Raw genomic sequence first — 18,989 nt, 5'->3', positions numbered from 1 at the left:
GTTGTGAAAACCAAGCAACATAATTGGGACAAGTAGTGAAGACAAAACATTCAAATACCGTAGGGCATACGGGATTTTAAGCTTGTGGAGAAACTGTAAGACTTAATGATGCTTGCATCAAAGAGCAAATTTCGATTAAGCAAGAATCTCCCGACGAGCGCGTAGCTTGAGGGGGGAGTGTCAATAGGTCTTTAGTTGCCTAAGTTCTACTACTAATTGATTGATCCGATTAGCGCGTTCTCATCTCCGATTTTACTGGGGAATAAGAACGCGCTATTGCTTTTTGGCAGGAGGCAGAGGGGCAGAGGAGGGAGGGGAGATAATAAATTTCTTACTAATAATTGATCATTGGTAATTGATAATTGATGATCAGTTGCTTTGATTATGAAAATTACGTTAAATTTGATTAAGTAAGTGTGCAAGCGACTCTTTTAGGGTTTATATGCTTTGCCCCAACTAAAATAAAATTCGCCAGTCAAAGTCAATTTTAAAATTATTTGACTTTTGGAATCATCTGTGTTAAATAAATGCCCCTTATTTGGGCAAAATCCGCGTTATATGACCGTCAAATAGAGGCAAGCCTGAATGAAGTTTTCTTGGAGAGTATTATTACTTTGGACATTACCAGCAGTGGTAATTGGGTTCTTTTTCTGGCAAGGGGCATTTGCTCCGGCGACAGGGGAGATGACTAAGAACACTGCCAGTACTCGGATGACTTATGGTCGCTTTTTAGAGTATTTAGATGCTAAACGAGTCACAAGTGTTGATCTCTATGATGGTGGTCGGACGGCAATTATTGAGGCGATTGATCCAGATTTAGACAACAGAGTTCAGCATTTGCGCGTAGATTTACCTGGAAACGCACCTGAACTGATGACCCAGCTAAGAAAGGCAAATATTAGCTTCGATACTCACCCAATTCGTAATGAAGGCGCTATCTGGGGTTTACTCGGTAATTTAATATTTCCAGTTTTGTTGATTGCTGGTTTATTTTTTCTGTTCCGCCGTTCTAACAATCTACCTGGTGGCCCTGGTCAAGCAATGAATTTCGGGAAATCAAAAGCCCGTTTTCAGATGGAAGCTAAAACAGGTGTGTTATTCGATGACGTGGCGGGGATTGAAGAAGCTAAGGAAGAACTCCAAGAAGTCGTTACCTTCCTCAAACAGCCAGAACGCTTTACCGCAGTAGGAGCAAAAATTCCTAAAGGTGTGCTGTTAGTAGGGCCTCCAGGTACGGGTAAAACTTTACTTGCTAAAGCGATCGCAGGAGAAGCAGGTGTACCATTTTTCAGCATCTCCGGCTCAGAATTTGTGGAAATGTTTGTAGGTGTGGGCGCTTCCCGTGTGCGAGATTTATTCAAAAAAGCGAAAGAAAACGCACCTTGCTTAGTGTTCATTGATGAAATCGACGCAGTAGGAAGGCAACGGGGCGCTGGTATTGGTGGGGGGAATGATGAACGTGAACAAACCCTCAACCAGTTACTCACAGAAATGGACGGGTTTGAAGGCAATACAGGGATTATTATTATTGCTGCTACCAACCGTCCAGATGTCTTAGATTCAGCGTTGTTACGTCCAGGTAGATTTGACAGACAAGTGAGTGTTGATACCCCTGATCTCAAGGGACGCTTGCAAATTCTGGATGTCCACGCTCGTAATAAGAAACTAGCACCAGAAATTTCATTGGAAGCGATCGCACGTCGCACTCCTGGTTTTAGCGGTGCAGACCTCGCTAACTTACTCAACGAGGCGGCTATTCTAACAGCCAGACGGCGCAAAGAAGCGATTACCATGTTAGAAATCAACGACGCGGTAGACCGTGTTGTTGCTGGTATGGAAGGCACTCCGTTGGTAGATAGCAAGAGCAAGCGTTTAATTGCTTACCATGAAATCGGTCATGGAATTATTGGCACTCTGCTCAAACATCACGATCCAGTGCAGAAAGTTACTCTAATTCCTCGCGGACAAGCGCAGGGTTTAACTTGGTTTACTCCCTCGGAAGAGCAAGGATTAATCTCTAGAGGGCAGTTATTAGCAAGGATTAGCGCCGCTTTAGGCGGACGTGCTGCCGAACAAGTGATCTTTGGAGATGCCGAAGTAACTACAGGTGCTGGTGGTGACTTGCAACAAGTAACTTCTTTAGCACGGCAGATGGTAACTCGCTATGGAATGTCTACTTTAGGACCAGTTTCTTTAGAAAGTCAGTCGGGCGAAGTGTTTTTAGGTCGCGACTGGATGACTCGTTCTGAATATTCTGAGGAAATTGCGGCTCAGATTGATGGTCAAGTCCGCTCAATTGTAGAGCATTGCTATGACGAAGCTTTACGTTTGGTTCGGGAAAATCGTTCCGTGATCGATCGCCTCGTGGATCTGTTAATTGAGAAGGAAACAATTGATGGTGACGAGTTCCGCCAAATTGTTGCTGAGTATACTCATGTACCTGAAAAAGAGCAATTTGTGCCTGCTATCTAGTAACTGATAGTTTTTCCTTAACAGATGGGGGTCGTTGTTCGACCTCTATTTTTTTCTTCTAATTAAACGTATTACCCCTCCCCTTGCTAAGGGGAGGGGGAGATTTTTTTAATGTGGAGCTAGTTAGTAGTTGTTAATTTATTAACCGCTAAAAATAAAGAAATGTTAAGGGATACGAAGGATTTTAAAGAGAAATCAAACAGGTAAGTTTTCTAGAATACAAAGTGCTACTGTGAAGTTATAACTTAAATCTTGAGGAGAAAAAACCTTTAAGTTCCCCCAAACTTGGGATAGCACTTGATACTAGGTGTAGAAGACACTGGTTTAACTTCTGAATATTCGGTACTAAATTCCTCTTCTTGTTTGGTTAGTACGGAAGTTAATATATCTACCCTTAGTGTGAGTAAATCCACACTTAATATCCCGAAAATTTGGGAAAAGGTTCTAATTTAATCGGCAGCAAATAACTAGCACTTGAAGGCTAAGAACGAAAGTGACATGATAATTGTGGTTGCACTTTCTTACTCGCATAAACGTTAGGTTTCGCTCTCTATATTCAGTGGGAGATTGTAAATATGAAGCTTGTGATTCAAGGCAAAAATATTGAAATTACTGATTCTATTCGTGAATATGTACACCAAAAAATTGAAAAGGCAGTAAGCCATTATCAGAATATAACATCAGAAGTAGATGTGCATTTATCAGTTGAACGTAATCCCCGTATAACCTCAAAGGAAATAGCTGAAGTAACTCTTTACGCTAATGGTTCAGTAATCCGCGCTCAAGAAGGTAGCGAGGTTTCCGAAAATTCCAATATTGCCTAAGCATAAGCAACAAGAAAGCATAAGTGCGGGGGTGGAGAGGAGAAGTAAATTTATGTTTAGCACTTTGATGGAAGAAGCAGATTAAAATTGCCACCAAAGGAAAAGCGATCGCTTAAGAATGCTAAAGAAAAACTTCTCCCTTCTCCCTATTTTTAATATCTAATTTGTAGGGTGACAAAAGCTTGTACCTGCTGTTCACCAGCGACTATAGGTGTCGTAGCATTTACTTGTGCTAACTTCATGTGTTGATTATCAAGTAGGGACATAGGCTGCATTGGTGGAGGCATATTAGCTCCATTGATTTGAATGCCGATAATTTCTCGCTGTTTAAGCTCTAAGGCACTCAAAGCGGCATCAGCTTGTTTATTGGCATCTGCGGAGGCTTCACGGATAGCTTGCTTTTGAGCATCTGCAATGTTACTGTCCGAGGCTACTAAGGTAACATTGTTTATTTTAGTAGCTCCAGCTTTGACCGCTTGATCTAATAAATTTCCAGTTTTTTTAGGTTCTATTTGAAAGCTGACAATGTTATTGCCAGAATATCCGGTAATACTTTGCTTGCCATTTTTATAGCTGTAATTAGGTGTCAGGTTAATGCCAGTAGTCTCAAGTTTTTCAACTTCTTGACGAGATTTCAGGAGTTCTACTACCGCAGATGAGCGTTTTGCTATCTGCTGTTGTACTTCTGTAGAGGTTTTGCCTTGAATTTCTACACCTAAACGCACTTGGGAGATAGTTTTAGGAATATGGACAAGTCCTCGACCGGAAACGGTAACTATTCTAGAGGCAGAATTGGGAAAACCAGGGAGATTTTGCTGAGAAGAAGCTGCTTGGCAGGCGGTTAAGCTAATTATACTCAGAAATAAAAACAAATTTTTTGAGCGATCGCGCAACAAAGATCGCCAATTATAGGAGACAATTTGATTCATATTAGGAAATAGCACTTTTAAGCGTGTCCCTAGTATTGCACTGAAAAAGTTAGCAATCTGAGCGGTTACGTTTTTAGAAACAATTGCTTAACAGGGCAACATTAATCAAATATATTTTAAAATTCCGTAAAATTACGATGATTAAGTAACTTATTTACATCATATTTCCACAAATAATATTTATAAAAGTTAAAATTTTCAGTTCTGACAATGAACCTAGATTAATCCGACTATAGTATAAAGCACTACACTAGGTTAAGCGTAGCTATAACTGTTCTTAAATCAAGGCTGTTATCGCTTCTATTGTGTTCCATTAATCTAGCTATGACTCAAACTACTGACTACCTTAGCCATCTCAACTTATCTCAACGTCGTGCTGTAGAACACTTTTGCGGCCCCTTGCTGGTGGTTGCTGGGGCAGGAAGCGGTAAAACCAGGGCGCTGACTTATCGTATTGCAAATTTGATTCTTAAGCAGCGCGTTGATCCAGCAAATATCCTAGCCGTGACTTTTACTAATAAGGCGGCGCGGGAGATGAAAGATAGAATTCAAAAGTTGTTTGCTCAACAACAAGCCGAGGAACAATATGGTAAACCTTGGGAAGCATTGACAAATGAGCAGCAAACAAGATTGCGATCGCGTGTTTACAACTCTTTTATAAAAGACCTTTGGATTGGTACTTTTCACAGCTTATTTAGTCGCATTCTCAGATTTGATATTGAGAAGTATCAAGACGAAAAAGGGCGACGTTGGAATAAGAATTTTTCTATATTTGATGAATCTGACGTTCAAAGCTTAATTAAAGAAATTGTCACCAAGCAACTTAATTTGGATGACAAAAAATTTGAACCTCGTGCTGTTCGCTCTGTCATCAGCAACGCTAAAAACCAAGGTTTATCCCCCAAAGAATTTGAGCAAGCAGAAATTAATTATCGTGGTCGGATAATTGCTGAAGTTTACAGTATTTATCAAAATAAATTAGCTGAAAATAATGCTTTAGATTTTGATGATTTGATTCTTGTGCCTGTGAAATTATTTCAACAAAATGAGCATATATTAGAATACTGGCATCGCAAATTTCATCATATTTTAGTAGATGAATATCAAGATACTAATAGAATTCAATATGAAATAATTAGATTATTATCCACTAATGGAGAAACTAATAAAAATAATTGGGATTGGAGTAATAGATCTATTTTTGTGGTCGGAGATGTAGATCAATGTCAGCCTCCAGGTAGCAAAGTATTAACCAGTGAGGGATATTTACCGATTGAAAAGTTGAATCCTCAGCAACATTGGTTAGTCAGTTATAACAGAAGTACTTCGGATTTTGTTGGCTTGAAAGGTGGGTTAAAATTTGGTAAAGCTACACGGGATTTTGCTGGCAAGCTAGTGATAGTTAAAGCTGGAGGTAAAAAGACTCGTTGCACCCCTAATCATCGTTGGCCTATTAAATGGGTTAGCCATGAAAATAATAAGTATCATATAGTTTATTTGATGCGGCGGGGAGAATTGTACCGCGTTGGGTCTTGTCCTTTATTTACTAGCAATGGTAAGCTGGAATTATGGCAGCTTGCGAAACAAGAAAAAGCGGAGGCTGCTTGGATTTTATCGAGTTTAGATAAGGCAGATCGTGCTGCGGAAAAAGTTTCAGCAATTGCTAATGAATATGGTATTCCTAAAACTACATTTGAAGTAAGTAGTGACGTTAATAGTGATGATTTACTAGCGTTAGTCCAAGATTGCTTATCCCACTATGGCAAAGACTTAAATTATCCAATTTATACGCCTGAAATTGCATTTAAGCGAAATCCAACAGCCAGCCAGATAGATATAGAAGCAGCTAATCTCGTGTCTGGAATTATGATGATTGCTGTAGAAAGGGAGAGTAAAGAATTAATTTGGGAAACAATCAGCAGTATTCAGCAGGAAGATTACACGGGATCTGTATATAGTTTAAAGGTAGATAAACACTATGTTTATTTTACTGATGGGCTGCTAACTCATAATTCTATATATAGCTTTCGTGGGGCAGATTATACTGTTTTACTAGAATTCCAAGATGATTTTGGGGACGGTTTGCCGGATGATGATACCCGCTCTATGATTAAATTAGAGGAAAATTATCGCTCTAGGGAAAATATTCTTCAAGCGGCTAATAAGTTGATTGAAAATAATACGCAGCGTATTGATAAGATTCTTAAGCCAACACGGGAAGCTGGAGAGCAAATTTATTGTTATAAGGCGGATGATGAGATAGCGGAAGCGGAATTTGTAATTAATCAAGTTCGCAGTTTAAAACGGAAGGATGCGGAGATTGATTGGGGTGATTTTGCAATTCTTTACCGTACAAATGCTCAGTCTCGTGCAATGGAAGATGCGCTAGTACGTTGTGGAATTCCATATACGATAGTTGGAGGGTTAAAGTTTTATGATCGCAAAGAAATTAAAGATGCGATCGCATACTTGCGAGTAATCGTTAATCCTGCGGATACAGTTAGTTTATTGCGGATAATTAACACTCCGCGTCGTGGGATTGGTAAAGCTAGTATTGATGCTGTTGCTGCTGTTTCCCAAGAATTAAGCGTACCTTTGTGGGAAATTCTGCAAGATGAAACATCTGTTAAAACTTTAGCTGGACGTGCTGCTAAACAGATTACCAGTTTTGTAGAGTTAATTAGCCACTGGCAAAAACAACTGGATACGCTTTCAGCTTTGGATATTGTTCAAGGTGTAACGAAGGATTCTGGATATATCCAAGATTTGCAAAATCAAGGCACTGATGAAGCTGATAACCGTCTGGAAAATATTCAGGAATTATATAATGCAGTTCAGCAATTTGAAGAAGAGAACGAAGATTCTAAATTAGAAACTTTTCTCCAAAGTGCTTCCTTATCTTCTGATTTGGATAATTTGAAAGAGGGAGATTCACGTATATCTCTGATGACTCTACATTCTGCTAAAGGACTAGAGTTTCCGATAGTATTTTTAGTAGGATTAGAGCAAGGGTTATTGCCGCATACTCGTAGTTTAAACGATCCAGTCGCGTTAGAAGAAGAGCGACGGCTTTGTTATGTGGGGATTACTCGCGCCCAAGAACGACTATATTTGAGTCATGCGTGTGAACGTCGCCTTTGGGGTTCCCGCGAACCAGCAATTCGTTCTCAGTTTTTGAAAGAATTACCTAGTGAGTTTGTGTCTAGTAATGTTGCGGCTGCTGTTCCCAGGAGAGTTAGCCAGCCAAAAAGTAATATTACTAGCGAAGATTCCAACGCAACAAGTCAAAAGTGGCAAGTAGGGGATCAGGTTGTCCATCCTAGTTTTGGAGTTGGTGAAATTACTCATGTTTTTGGGACGGAAAAGAAAGTCTCTGTAGCTGTGAAATTTGCCAATCTTGGTCAAAAAATTATTGATCCTAAGATTGGTAAATTGCAACGCTTGGAATAGATTAGGACTTATGCAAGCCTGAAATCTAGATCCCCCCTAGCCCCCCTTAAAAAGGGGGGAAATTCAATCAAAGTCCCCCTTATTAAGGGGGATTTAGGGGGATCTCTTCGTAAGTTTTGTAAATTAGAACCCCACCCTAACCCTCCCCTTATCAAGGGGAGGGAATAAGAAATTTTTTGAGGTGGTTAGAGGGTGGAGTTGCAAGGGCTTTTTCGCAATGCTAATAAAGCTGTACCGAATGCGGCGGCGGTGTGTTGTGGCGGGGTGATAGGTACTTGTAAATGACGGGCGCGAATATTTGTCCAAGTTGGGTTTTTTGCACCACCACCTGCGGTATAAACGCGAGTAAGTTGGGTAGCGCCTAGTTGTTGTAACCTTTGATAACCTAATGCTTCAATACGGGCAATACTTTCGAGTAAACCATGTAGGAATTCTACAGGAGAATTGGGGCGTGGTTTTAGTTTTGGGGGTAAGTTTGGGTCATTAATGGGGAAGCGATCGCCCTCTTTTAATAACGGATAATAATCCAGAGGACTTTCCTTATTTGCATCAATTTCTTTACTGAGATTTTCTAACTCGGTATCAGTAAAAAATTCTCGCAACACTGCCCCACCAGTATTAGAAGCGCCACCAACTAACCATAAGTCTCCCAAACGATGACTATAAATCCCATAACTAGCATCATCTATACGGGTATTACTTAACAGTTTTATTACTAAAGTAGAACCAAGCGACGTAACAGCTTCACCAGGAAAATTAGCACCACTAGCGATAAATGCAGCAATACTATCAGTAGTGCCTGTACATACAATACAATCTGAAGGTAAATTAAACCGACGAGCAATATCTGGTGTTATTTCACTAATAGGTGTTCCTGGGGATAAAACTTGAGGGAATAAGTGACTAAAAGGTTGATTTTCTAACCAAGAAGGATAGCAAAGATTTTCGACATCGTAACCGAGTTTTAAAGCATTATGATAATCACTAATACCTAGCTTGCCATGTAATAGAAAAGCTAACCAGTCTGCTTGATGCAAAAAATATGTAGAGGCATTATATATAACCTCTCTACATTTCCACCACCATAAAAGTTTGGCAAGACTAGAAGTTACGCTTAATACTGTATGGTTTGGTGGTGCAATTTCTGTTAATTTATCCCTTACTGCTACACCCCGCGCATCGTTATATAAGATGGGAGTATCAACAGGTTTACCAGCAGCATCGCAGAGTAAAACGCTGGAGGAAGTACCGTTAATAGCTATAGCTTTAATTTTACTTTTAACTTCGGGGAAAATTTGCTCAATTAAGTTAAATAAAGCTGTTTGCCAAATTGCAGCTAAATCTGTATTTGACTGTATAAAAGGATATTGCGCCTCAGCTTGGATAGCGCCTGCTGTATCAATTATTATAGCACGTGCGCCGGAAGTACCAAAATCAATACCAAGGTATAAATCCATAAGCTTAAAAAAATTGATTAACTAGAGGTACTTTCGCTACTTGGAAATAACCTTTAAATTTGGTGGTGGTTCATCCAAATCTAACCGCACAAAATATCTACTATAAACAATAGTATTTTGTTTCCAAGGCGGTTGCCAATAGATATCTTGAATTACTGCCTTAGCATTATCCTCATTTTCTGACCATTGAAAAGAAACTAAGCCCAGGTTATTATGTCCTATCACTTCATCGCCTTCTTGTATCCAACGATTTCGCCAAATCCAAGAGACTAAGTTTAATAAAAATATCAATAATTTAGCCCGAATTGAATTAACAGGTTTCTTAAAAATTCTGATATTAGCAAACTTTTTGGATTTTTGTCTTTTAATCCACTCAACGCTATATCGCCAATCTGGTAAAAACTGGTTATTTTTAACGGCAATTTTCCAACTTATTTCTTCATTTCCCGAAGTACCATAAATTTGTCTGATTAGCGGTGCTTGGTCTGGAATATCCAGTTTAACCATCCGCAGGCGATCGTGTACAGATTGAATCTCAAAAAATTGCGGGGTTTTATTCCAACCAGCCCAGTTTTGGGGTAATTCTGGTAATAGAGATTTAACCTTTGTATTAATTAAATAGGTTTTCCATTCAGCATTTTTGAAGGAACTAGCAGTTAGTTGTACAAGTACCCTTGACTGTTCAGTTACTTTTTGATTAACCTCTAGACTTCCTAAGTGTTGATAAAACCAATAATTAATCAGGACAGCAGCAGAATAGTGAATATCACCAGAGAGAATCACGACGCGATCGCGTTCTTTAAACACTTCAGATAATAACTGATTAAAAGCTAACTTATTCAGCGTCCAATCATCACCTATATCATTTTCAAAAACCTTACCTTGCTTAAGATTTTGTTGTTGAACAAAATGAATTATCCCTAAACTAACTAAATTAGTTGGCAAAACTAATAAAGTAATTTCCTTGTTTAAATTATTATTACGCTGTAAAGGTTGCCTAATTTGTTTAATAAAAGCGGTAGGACTGATGAGAGTAGGTAATTTGCTACCACTTTCTATATCTTTGGGATAACCTCGCCAAGTGCGGGTATCTAATACAATTACTTCATGTTTAAAACTATTAACTGTATAATGCCAATCTAAAATTTGATGAGAATTACTATCTGCACGATCTAATATTAAAACATCTCTGTCTTCCTTAATGCTGGGTAAATTAGTTCTCATATCAATAGGGGGAAGTCCTAGATATTTAGCAATTTTTTCTAGTACTAATTTGTCTGTACCTGCCGACATTGACCACTGTTTAGCAGCTTCTAAAAATTGGTATCCCACTTTGCCTTTTTGGAATTGTTCAGGCGTGTTACCCCAAGCTTGAAAAACAGCATACGCCATCAAACCATTTTGTATTACACGCCTACCTAATGGTTTGCCTAATACTCGCATACACCACTCTAGATTTAGATACCAATCATCACTAATATCATGGTCATCACAAATCATATAAGTAGAGACATTAGCTAAAGCGCGTCTAACTTTAGGTAAATCGCGAGCAAAATTTTGGATTGCACTTACTTCTTGATCCCATTTTTGTGCTACTTTGGGATTTGTTTTTACTGTATTACCTTTGGGAAAATTATCTTGCCAAAGTACTGGCGACCAGGCAAATAAATACATGGCATAATATTCACCCAAGCTCAAAAGATGACTTTTAGCTTTTTCTGGTTGGTTATGCAACATTGCTGTGAAACCGCCATAATCTTTAGCAATATCACTGCGCGTACCTGGTTTGAATTTGCTAGATTTTTGATATTGATTAGCATCAATTGGTAAATCTTCTTCCCAACCTAAAAGTGTGTTACCAACTTCTGTAAGTACAGATAACAATGGATCGGCAACATCATCGCCGTAAATTTGATCGCCTGTTAAAAATAGTTGTTGAGGTCTGGAATTAGGAATACTGGCATTTTTTTCAATTAGTGGATCTAATATAGATAGAGCATCAGATTCACCTCCATGTATTTTCCGACAAGAACCATGCACAATTTTGAGATGATTTAAATCATCTGGTGGCATAGCGAAGGTGGGTAATTGATGGTCAAAATAGCTAATAATGACTCCAGTGAGAAATTTTTCAGAATTGAGTGCTTGAAGCAGAGTGCCTCCGCTCACGCCTTCTCCAAAATCTAGATCGTACGCATAGATTTGTCCTGGTTGCAGTTGCCTTTGATTTATCGGCGTAGCTGTAACAGCAACGATATGTAGATATTTGCCTAACTGTACAGTGCTGCGATCGCCCTTTAGCACCAAATCGCTTATAACTTCACCCGTACCTGCCTCGGTAGCATAAACTGTGAGCGTTACTTGACAAGGATGTTTCAACGCTAACCACACAGTCACAGCATCGGCTTCTGTACGCCGCAAAATTGGTCCAGCCAGGATTAATGGCAGGTGTTCAAGATTATTGTCAACAATCAATGACATCACATCACTCCCCCAGAAGACCCATCAGCGACCTCAAGATGCGCGATCGCGTTCTGTGTTAAAGCTTAATTCTTGATCAGCATATTCTCAATTACTAACACCGATTTGGTAACGATTCAGAAATAAATACACCCTGGCAAATGGTATTAAAAGTTACGTACAACTAGCTAGTGACCGTGTTACAGAAAGTAACAGTACGATTAAACTTGTGCCTTTTTTATAGCTAGGAGCCAATGCCAACTTTCCTTAAAAGTGACTAACACTGTATAAATCAAAACAATCCTATCTCCTGCTAGTTGTGGGAGTGTCTTCATGTGTCAAGCTAGATTTAGAATTACAACTCATAGAAACGCCAACACAGGAGTAAACAGCCTTGAAGAAGGTAGAAGCGATTATTCGACCCTTTAAACTAGATGAAGTCAAAATCGCCTTAGTCAACGCTGGCATTGTCGGGATGACAGTTTCTGAAGTTCGGGGCTTCGGACGGCAGAAAGGTCAAACTGAACGCTATCGCGGTTCCGAATATACTGTTGAGTTCCTACAAAAACTCAAAGTAGAAATCGTCGTAGAAGATAACCAGGTTGACATGGTAGTTGACAAAATCATTTCTGCCGCCCGCACAGGCGAAATTGGGGATGGCAAGATCTTCATCACGCCAGTAGATCAAGTTATCCGTATTCGGACTGGGGAAAAGAACTTGGAGGCGGTTTAACCGTTGCTGTGATTTCCCTAATACTGAGGCTCTTCTTACCTTAGTTGATGCCTCAGTTTTTATAGCCGTCAGCTATCAGCTATCAGTTATCAGCCATCAGTCGAGGTAATAAAGCTTGAAAAGCAAAACCTCGATGACTAAGCGATCGCTTTAACTCTGGTGTCATCTCTGCAAAGGTTTGCTGCACTTCAGGAACATAAAAAACTGGATCGTAACCAAATCCACCACTACCACGAGTAGCATCTAGAATCTCCCCACGACAAACGCCTTCAGCTTCTAAGGCAATTGAACCATCAGGACGAGCTAAAGCAACTGCACAAGCAAACTGTGCTTGGCGATTTTGATTATCACCCAACTCGCGCAACAATCGCTCAATCCGCTCACTGTCAGTATTACCATAACGAGCCGAATATACACCAGGCGCACCACCAAGGGCATCAACTTCTAACCCAGAATCATCTGCGATCGCCCATTCTCCAGTAGCTAAAGCTACTTGGGATGCCTTAAGACGAGCATTTTCGCTAAATGTCTCACCTGTCTCCTCAATTTCCAATTCAGCAGGCTTTAACCGTAATTCCCAACCTAAATCAGTTAAATACGCCTGCATCTCCCGCAACTTCCCCAAATTACCAGTAGCTACAACTAGCGGTTTCATAAAGCTTTAATCCTACTGCTATTTTTCTATTGCTAGAGTGACACAATTATCAATGACCAAAAAAGGAGATATTTATGTCTGTTTTAGATCGTTCTTGGAAACACGAATATATCACCACCAACGGTATCAAGCTACACTACGTCACTCAAGGAGAAGGTTCCTTGATGCTAATGCTGCATGGGTTCCCTGAGTTTTGGTACTCTTGGCGCGATCAAATCCCAGAATTTGCCAAAGATTTTAAAGTTGTTGCCCTTGATCTACGTGGCTACAACGATAGCGATAAGCCTCAAGCGCAATCTGCATACATAATGGACGAGTTTATCCAAGATGTTGAGGGCGTAATTAAGGGGTTGGGTTATGACAAATGTGTATTAGTTGGGCATGACTGGGGCGGTGCGATCGCTTGGAGTTTCGCTTATGCTCACCCAGAAATGATCGAGCAACTAATTATATTAAATATGCCTCACCCAGCTAAATTTTCCGATGGTTTACGCACTCCCCAACAGTTGCTACGTAGCTCATACTTTTTCCTCTTCCAACTACCAGGTATACCAGAATGGCTTTTACAGTCATCCGACTACCAAGCAATTGAAACCGCCTTCACTGGTATGGCAGTTAACAAAAATGCTTTTACCAAAGCTGATATAGAAGCCTATAAAGATGCTGCTGGCAAGCGTGGCGCTTTAACAGCTATGCTCAACTATTACCGGAACATCTTTCAGCACGGGCTACTAAATCGCCAGTGGCGTATCCTAGAAGTTCCCACCTTATTGATTTGGGGAGAAAGTGATACCGCGCTGGGTAAAGAACTCACTTACGGTACAGAAATGTATGTGCAAAACTTTACAATCAAGTACATCCCTAACTGTAGTCATTGGGTACAGCAAGAGCAACCCCAAATGGTAAATCAATATATGCGCGAGTTCCTGGCAAATTATGCTATTTCTGAATAATGATCCCTAAAAGCGTTTTAACCTAACTTATTGTCGATATATGGAAAAAATCTCTCCAGACTAATTTCAGTATTGTCACGAAGGACTGAGTTTTCAGTTTGAGTTATTTTAAAGATATTTATCATAAACATCTGATGAACGCAGTTCTTCAATCAAAGCACTGCCAAACTTCAGCAAATTAGAAGCATCTACTCACCGAAAAAACTGTTTACCAAAGCGGTGAGGTATAAAAATTTTGAGGAAAACCGCCGTGGATTCAGGAAAACAGAAGATTGTTTTTTATTTCATTGAGGAAGCCCAAGAACACCTTGAAACCCTGGAAAAAGGCATACTAGATTTGCGTGCTGTGATGGAAGACCAGGAAAGGGTCAATGAAATGTTTCGCGCTGCCCATTCTGTGAAAGGAGGAGCAGCGATGCTTGGCTTTGACAGTATTAAGACAACTGCTCACAAATTAGAGGATTGCTTCAAAATTCTGAGAGAAAACCCAGTTCCTGTGGATCAAAAGCTAGAAAGTATGTTCTTAAAAGTGTATGATACTCTTCAAATCTTAGTTGAACAGTTACAAGGACCTTTTGGTTTACGGGAAGATGAGGCTGAAAAAGCAGTAAAAGAAGCAGAGCCAAATTTTGCAAAACTTGAAGCTTATCTTAACAAATTGTTAACAGGTGGTGCAGCAGAAGCCCCCGCCCCAGTAACACCTCAACCCAAACAAGTTGCCAAACAAACACAAGTTGCTGCTCCTAATATTACCGCGCAAGTGACAGAAATTCTCAAAAAAATGTTGCAAGTTTTTAAGCAGCAGGAAACACCCGCAACTCGTCAACAACTTGAATCACTATGTAAGCAACTGCTCAAATTAGGATCAGGTGTAGAAACTTGGCAAACATTAATTAAAATTACCTACAAAGCAATTGTTAATCCAAAAAATTCTTATCGGAATTTAGCTCCTGTATTAATTAAAGAAATTAAACAGGCAAGCGATCTTTTAGCTACGGGAAAAAGTAGTGCGATCGCACTGAGTCCTAGTTTAAAACAATTGGCTACCCCTCCCCAAGTTGCCCCAACACCAACACCTGCGGCTGCACCTCAGCAGATTACTATACCAGTAGAACCCAAATCAGCAGCCAAAGTTATTATTCAAGCTTTTAATAAAAAGCAGCTTTCTGAGTTAGTAGTTTTACTTCACAAAGCTGCCCGCTAATCAAACTATTAAAGTAACAAAAAAATGAGTTCTTGAGCATTAAGCCAAAGCAGAAAGCCCTAAATCTGGTGGTACATCTTGGATGCGTCCCGAGCCAACTGCCCGAATAGCGTCTTTGAGTGAGACATCACCAGTATAAATAGCGCGACCAACAATCGCGCCACTTACTCCCAATGGTTCTAGTGCCAATAAACTTAGTAAATCAGTGATAGAACTAACACCACCAGAAGCAATCACCGGAATAGAGATACTACTAGCAAGTTCTCTGAGAGCTTCTAAGTTTGGTCCAGAAAGAGTACCATCACGATGAATATCTGTGTAAATAATTGCCGCCGCGCCCAACTGCGCCATTTGTTGAGCTAGATCTATAGCTGTAACTGAAGATGTTTCGAGCCAACCACGAGTAGCTACCAAACCATTACGCGCATCAATTCCTACGACAATTTGACCTGAGAATTCTTGACATAAATCTTGCACTAACTGAGGTTGTTCTACCGCAACAGTTCCCAGAATTATACGCTGTACACCAATATCAAACAATTGGGAAACGCTCGTGCGATCGCGCAAACCACCGCCCACTTGCACCGGAATCGAGACGGCTTGCACAATTGCTGCAATTGCATCTTTGTTAACTAATTTACCCGCTTTCGCGCCATCAAGATCAACAACGTGCAGTCTTGATGCGCCTTGATCTTCCCACTGTTTAGCTACCTCTGCTGGATTGTCATTAAAAACTTGCGACTGGGCATAATCTCCTTGATAAAGTCGTACACATCGCCCTTCTAACAAATCAATTGCTGGAATAATTTCCATTACTTATTTACCTCATTAATTGTTAATTGGTCATTGGTCATTGTTAATTGTCTACTGGTATTAGCTCCTTTAAAATCCGAAATCTCACATGATTAATTGCTAAATCACCAATAGAAATATTCTGCTTATTAACAGGTTCACCCTTACTTCTGAGACTTTCAAACGTAATACTTTTACCAATTTCAGCATGATACCAAGCCAAACCCATAAAAAACCGTGACGGGTAGGGACCACCTTCAAACACATCATCAGGATTAGATTCCATCGGCAACCAACCAAACCCTGGTAAATAAAACTCCATCCAAACGTGGTTAAAATCTGGGGAAAGCGGCACACCTAAAAGTTCAGGATGAGGAGGACACTTATAACGCCCAACAGTACGGCAAGCAATGCCATTCAATCGAGCTAATGCTAGTAAAACGCCCAAATATTCCCCACAAGAGCCAACACCTCGCTCTAAGGCAACATCTGGCGAATCAATATGAGGCTTGATGCCGTAAGAAAGTTTGTCATACACATAGTTACGAATTTTGTAAATTTTTCGCAATAAATTAGTTTCGTTACCAATTGCTTCAATAGCAGCATTGCGGATAATCTCAGTATCCATTGCTAAATCATCATCATCTGCCAAGTAGCGATTTTTAAATTCTGGTGGCAGTTCAGGTACTTTTTCAACATCTCTAGGTGTTATGTGGTATTTAATACTCCAAACTTCCAAAAGTGCTTTCCAGCCAAACAAATGCCGTTCACCAGGCTTAAGAACGTCAAATTTAAACACAGCTACTCGCTGCCCGTCTTGAATTTCTTCAGTAAAAGGTATTCCTACAAACTCAATTTTTCTAATTTTTTGTCGATGGGTTTCTGTCGGTAAAGCAATGCGCCATTCTAAATCGGTTAATTCCACCTCATCTAAAGGAGAAAGTTCTTCAACATAAGACATTTCAATCAAATAGCCATTGGACAAAGCATATTTTTCTTCAGCGTCATAGTGGAAATATAAGGGATGAATAAAAGTGCGATCGCGGAACGCTAATTCATAATTTGGGTTAGCATTGGGATTATCTCTGATATACGGCTCCTCACCAGCATAAGAAACATACAGAATATCCTCACCTGTGGTCGGATTAGTGTAGAAAGCTAAACCAGTTGGACACTCAAAAGGTGTCAAAACACTAAATTTAATTTCTCCAGTTGCCCTATCCAAGCAGTAAACCGTTTGTTCCACCGTATCTGTAACCCACAATTCCTCACCCTTAATAGTAAGATTCTCGATCCCAACTCCAGGGGCATATAACCTGGTAATTTCCTTAGCCGTCTCCAAGTTAAAAATCAAAATCTTGCCCGTCTTCTGACAGCTAACATAAATAGTTGATTCCCAAACCGCTACGCCATTAGCTGAATATGGCAAACTTACAAAATGTTGCGGAGTCGGATCAGCTAAAGTACAACAGTAAACACTGTTTCCTTGGGTAAACCACAACTTGTCTCCCTGGAGTGCCAAACCCGTAGCATCAAGAAAATCTGCTACATGGTCAGGATTTAATATAGTTGTATTATCAGTCAACAAATCAATCTGCAACAGATAGCCTTGCGTCGAATCAATAGCGATTAATGAATTATCGCTCTTGGCTATGCCAGACAAAGCCGCCGCGCCAAAAGGTCTAATAGTGCGTAGCCAGGGGTTTTCGTGAACAGACAATGAAGTTAAATCAGGAATCATTTTAATAACCAAATTTAGCAGGATGCCTTAAATGATGTCATAGTTAGACGGCGTGCTAATCCTAATGATGCAGTTGCCTTAGCTCAGTGGAAACAACTGTTGAAATCGTTGAGTTTAGAAAACATTGCCCAATAGACATGACAAAGTGGGTAACTGCAAGAAGACATGGGAAGTGTCAATCCAAGTTAAACTCAGCATGGCTGTTCTATAAACACTTTTAGCATGACCACTTCCCTCAACGAGCTTGAGGCTCAATTAGCTACGCTAAAACAAGTTGCGACTAAAGCGATCGCTGCAACTGATACCCTAGAGCAATTAGAACAGTTGCGAGTAGGCTACCTCGGCAAGAAAGGGCAGCTATCCCAGATCTTAAGAGGTATGGGTCAGTTAGCGGCGGAAGACCGACCTCGGATTGGAAGTTTGGCAAACGTTGTCAAAGAATCCTTACAAGCCAGCTTAGACGGCAAGCGATCATACTTACAAGAGGCACAAATTCAAGCGCAACTGGAGTCTGAAACCCTGGATGTCACAATGCCAGGAGTTTACAGTCCTATTGGTCGCGTGCATCCCATTAACAGCACGATTGATCGGGTGTTGGATATCTTCGTTGGTCTGGGCTACACTGTCGCCACTGGTCCAGAAATGGAAACAGACTACTATAACTTTGAGGCGCTCAATACCCCAGCAGATCATCCCGCCCGTGATATGCAGGATACTTTCTACCTGCCAGATGGCAACTTGCTGCGGACTCATACATCTTCTGTACAAATTCACTACATGGAAGATTCGGAGCCACCTATAAGGATTGTGGCACCAGGACGTTGCTACCGTCGAGATACGGTGGATGCAACTCACGCAGCAGTTTTCTATCAAATTGAAATTTTGGCAGTTGATGAGGGGCTAACTTTTACTGACCTCAAAGGCACTATTAAGGTCTTTTTAGAAGAGATGTTTGGCGAAGATTTGCCTATCCGCTTCCGCGCTAGTTATTTCCCCTTCACTGAACCTTCTGCGGAAGTAGACGTTCAGTGGCAGGGACGCTGGTTAGAAGTAATGGGCTGCGGAATGGTAGATCCCAACGTCCTCAAATCAGTGGGTTATGACCCAGAAGTTTACACAGGATTTGCTGCTGGTTTTGGTGTTGAGCGTTTTGCGATGGTACTACATCAAATTGATGATATTCGTCGTTTGTACAATAGCGACTTGCGCTTTCTACAGCAGTTTTGACAATTATCAATTAACAATTAACAATTATCAGCTTGAGTCTTTTGCTAGAAGGCGCAACACTGTTCGATGAACAATTATCAATTATCTAGCTT

The 18,989-nt window shown here is 40.3% G+C and carries 14 protein-coding genes and 1 pseudogene; 8 read left to right on the top strand and 7 right to left on the bottom strand.

The annotated features are described in order from the left end of the window. Positions 1–585 precede the first annotated feature (585 nt). Complete coding sequence (gene ftsH2 / locus CRI9333_RS09885; protein WP_015203025.1) at positions 586–2,472, top strand: ATP-dependent zinc metalloprotease FtsH2; 1,887 nt, start codon at positions 586–588, stop codon at positions 2,470–2,472. A gap of 269 nt (positions 2,473–2,741) precedes the next feature. Here ftsH2 and CRI9333_RS26700 read toward each other — a convergent pair whose 3' ends face one another. Beyond that, positions 2,742–2,885: a hypothetical protein gene (locus tag CRI9333_RS26700; RefSeq protein WP_157462306.1), complete on the bottom strand. Its 144-nt coding sequence runs from the start codon at positions 2,883–2,885 to the stop codon at positions 2,742–2,744. 162 nt (positions 2,886–3,047) lie between these two features. Between CRI9333_RS26700 and hpf the strand changes: the two are divergent. Further along, positions 3,048–3,269: pseudogene (gene hpf, locus CRI9333_RS09880) on the top strand (ribosome hibernation-promoting factor, HPF/YfiA family); the annotation flags it as partial. A 179-nt stretch (positions 3,270–3,448) separates the two neighbouring features. Here hpf and CRI9333_RS09875 read toward each other — a convergent pair. Then, positions 3,449–4,225, bottom strand: coding sequence for an SIMPL domain-containing protein (locus CRI9333_RS09875; RefSeq protein WP_015203023.1), 777 nt, complete (start codon positions 4,223–4,225; stop codon positions 3,449–3,451). Positions 4,226–4,549: 324 nt separating this feature from the next. Here CRI9333_RS09875 and CRI9333_RS09870 point away from each other — a divergent pair, with 324 nt between their 5' ends. Continuing rightward, the gene (locus CRI9333_RS09870; RefSeq protein ID WP_015203022.1) at positions 4,550–7,675 is read left to right on the top strand and encodes a UvrD-helicase domain-containing protein; all 3,126 of its coding nucleotides are present in this window, start codon (positions 4,550–4,552) and stop codon (positions 7,673–7,675) included. Between the two features lie 185 nt (positions 7,676–7,860). Here CRI9333_RS09870 and CRI9333_RS09865 read toward each other — a convergent pair whose 3' ends face one another. Both CRI9333_RS09865 and CRI9333_RS09860 read right to left on the bottom strand, forming a co-directional pair. After that, on the bottom strand, positions 7,861–9,132 hold the full coding sequence (locus tag CRI9333_RS09865; protein WP_015203021.1) for an FGGY-family carbohydrate kinase: 1,272 nt from the start codon (positions 9,130–9,132) through the stop codon (positions 7,861–7,863). A 36-nt stretch (positions 9,133–9,168) separates the two neighbouring features. Next, positions 9,169–11,613, bottom strand: coding sequence for a hypothetical protein (locus CRI9333_RS09860; protein WP_015203020.1), 2,445 nt, complete (start codon positions 11,611–11,613; stop codon positions 9,169–9,171). A 373-nt stretch (positions 11,614–11,986) separates the two neighbouring features. Between CRI9333_RS09860 and CRI9333_RS09855 the strand changes: the two genes are divergently transcribed. Next, a complete protein-coding gene (locus tag CRI9333_RS09855) occupies positions 11,987–12,325 on the top strand; it encodes a P-II family nitrogen regulator (protein ID WP_015203019.1) in 339 nt (112 codons plus the stop codon). 82 nt (positions 12,326–12,407) lie between these two features. Here CRI9333_RS09855 and rdgB read toward each other — a convergent pair whose 3' ends face one another. After that, positions 12,408–12,980 (bottom strand): RdgB/HAM1 family non-canonical purine NTP pyrophosphatase, encoded by a 573-nt coding sequence (rdgB, locus tag CRI9333_RS09850; RefSeq protein ID WP_015203018.1) that lies wholly within the window; start codon positions 12,978–12,980, stop codon positions 12,408–12,410. A gap of 74 nt (positions 12,981–13,054) precedes the next feature. On the opposite strand from rdgB, the gene CRI9333_RS09845 reads away from it, so the two are divergent. Both CRI9333_RS09845 and CRI9333_RS09840 read left to right on the top strand, forming a co-directional pair. Beyond that, the gene (locus CRI9333_RS09845) at positions 13,055–13,933 is read left to right on the top strand and encodes an alpha/beta fold hydrolase (protein ID WP_015203017.1); all 879 of its coding nucleotides are present in this window, start codon (positions 13,055–13,057) and stop codon (positions 13,931–13,933) included. Positions 13,934–14,183: 250 nt separating this feature from the next. Further along, positions 14,184–15,137 carry an Hpt domain-containing protein gene (locus CRI9333_RS09840; protein WP_015203016.1) on the top strand — a complete coding sequence of 318 codons (954 nt, stop codon included), beginning with the start codon at positions 14,184–14,186 and terminating at the stop codon, positions 15,135–15,137. A gap of 39 nt (positions 15,138–15,176) precedes the next feature. Here CRI9333_RS09840 and hisA read toward each other — a convergent pair whose 3' ends face one another. Both hisA and CRI9333_RS09830 read right to left on the bottom strand, forming a co-directional pair. Continuing rightward, the gene (hisA, locus tag CRI9333_RS09835; protein ID WP_015203015.1) at positions 15,177–15,950 is read right to left on the bottom strand and encodes a 1-(5-phosphoribosyl)-5-[(5-phosphoribosylamino)methylideneamino]imidazole-4-carboxamide isomerase; all 774 of its coding nucleotides are present in this window, start codon (positions 15,948–15,950) and stop codon (positions 15,177–15,179) included. A 43-nt stretch (positions 15,951–15,993) separates the two neighbouring features. Continuing rightward, positions 15,994–17,670, bottom strand: a complete 1,677-nt coding sequence (locus CRI9333_RS09830; protein WP_015203014.1) for a transglutaminase-like domain-containing protein — start codon at positions 17,668–17,670, stop codon at positions 15,994–15,996. A gap of 39 nt (positions 17,671–17,709) precedes the next feature. On the opposite strand from CRI9333_RS09830, the gene CRI9333_RS28540 reads away from it, so the two are divergent. Further along, positions 17,710–17,805, top strand: coding sequence for a DUF928 domain-containing protein (locus CRI9333_RS28540; protein WP_071881146.1), 96 nt, complete (start codon positions 17,710–17,712; stop codon positions 17,803–17,805). 87 nt (positions 17,806–17,892) lie between these two features. Then, positions 17,893–18,897 (top strand): phenylalanine--tRNA ligase subunit alpha, encoded by a 1,005-nt coding sequence (gene pheS, locus CRI9333_RS09825; RefSeq protein WP_015203013.1) that lies wholly within the window; start codon positions 17,893–17,895, stop codon positions 18,895–18,897. Positions 18,898–18,989 lie beyond the last annotated feature (92 nt).

Origin of the sequence: Crinalium epipsammum PCC 9333 (assembly GCF_000317495.1) — a bacterium.
Taxonomy (GTDB): Bacteria; Cyanobacteriota; Cyanobacteriia; order Cyanobacteriales; family PCC-9333; genus Crinalium; species Crinalium epipsammum.
This window is presented reverse-complemented; position numbering and strand designations above follow the sequence as displayed.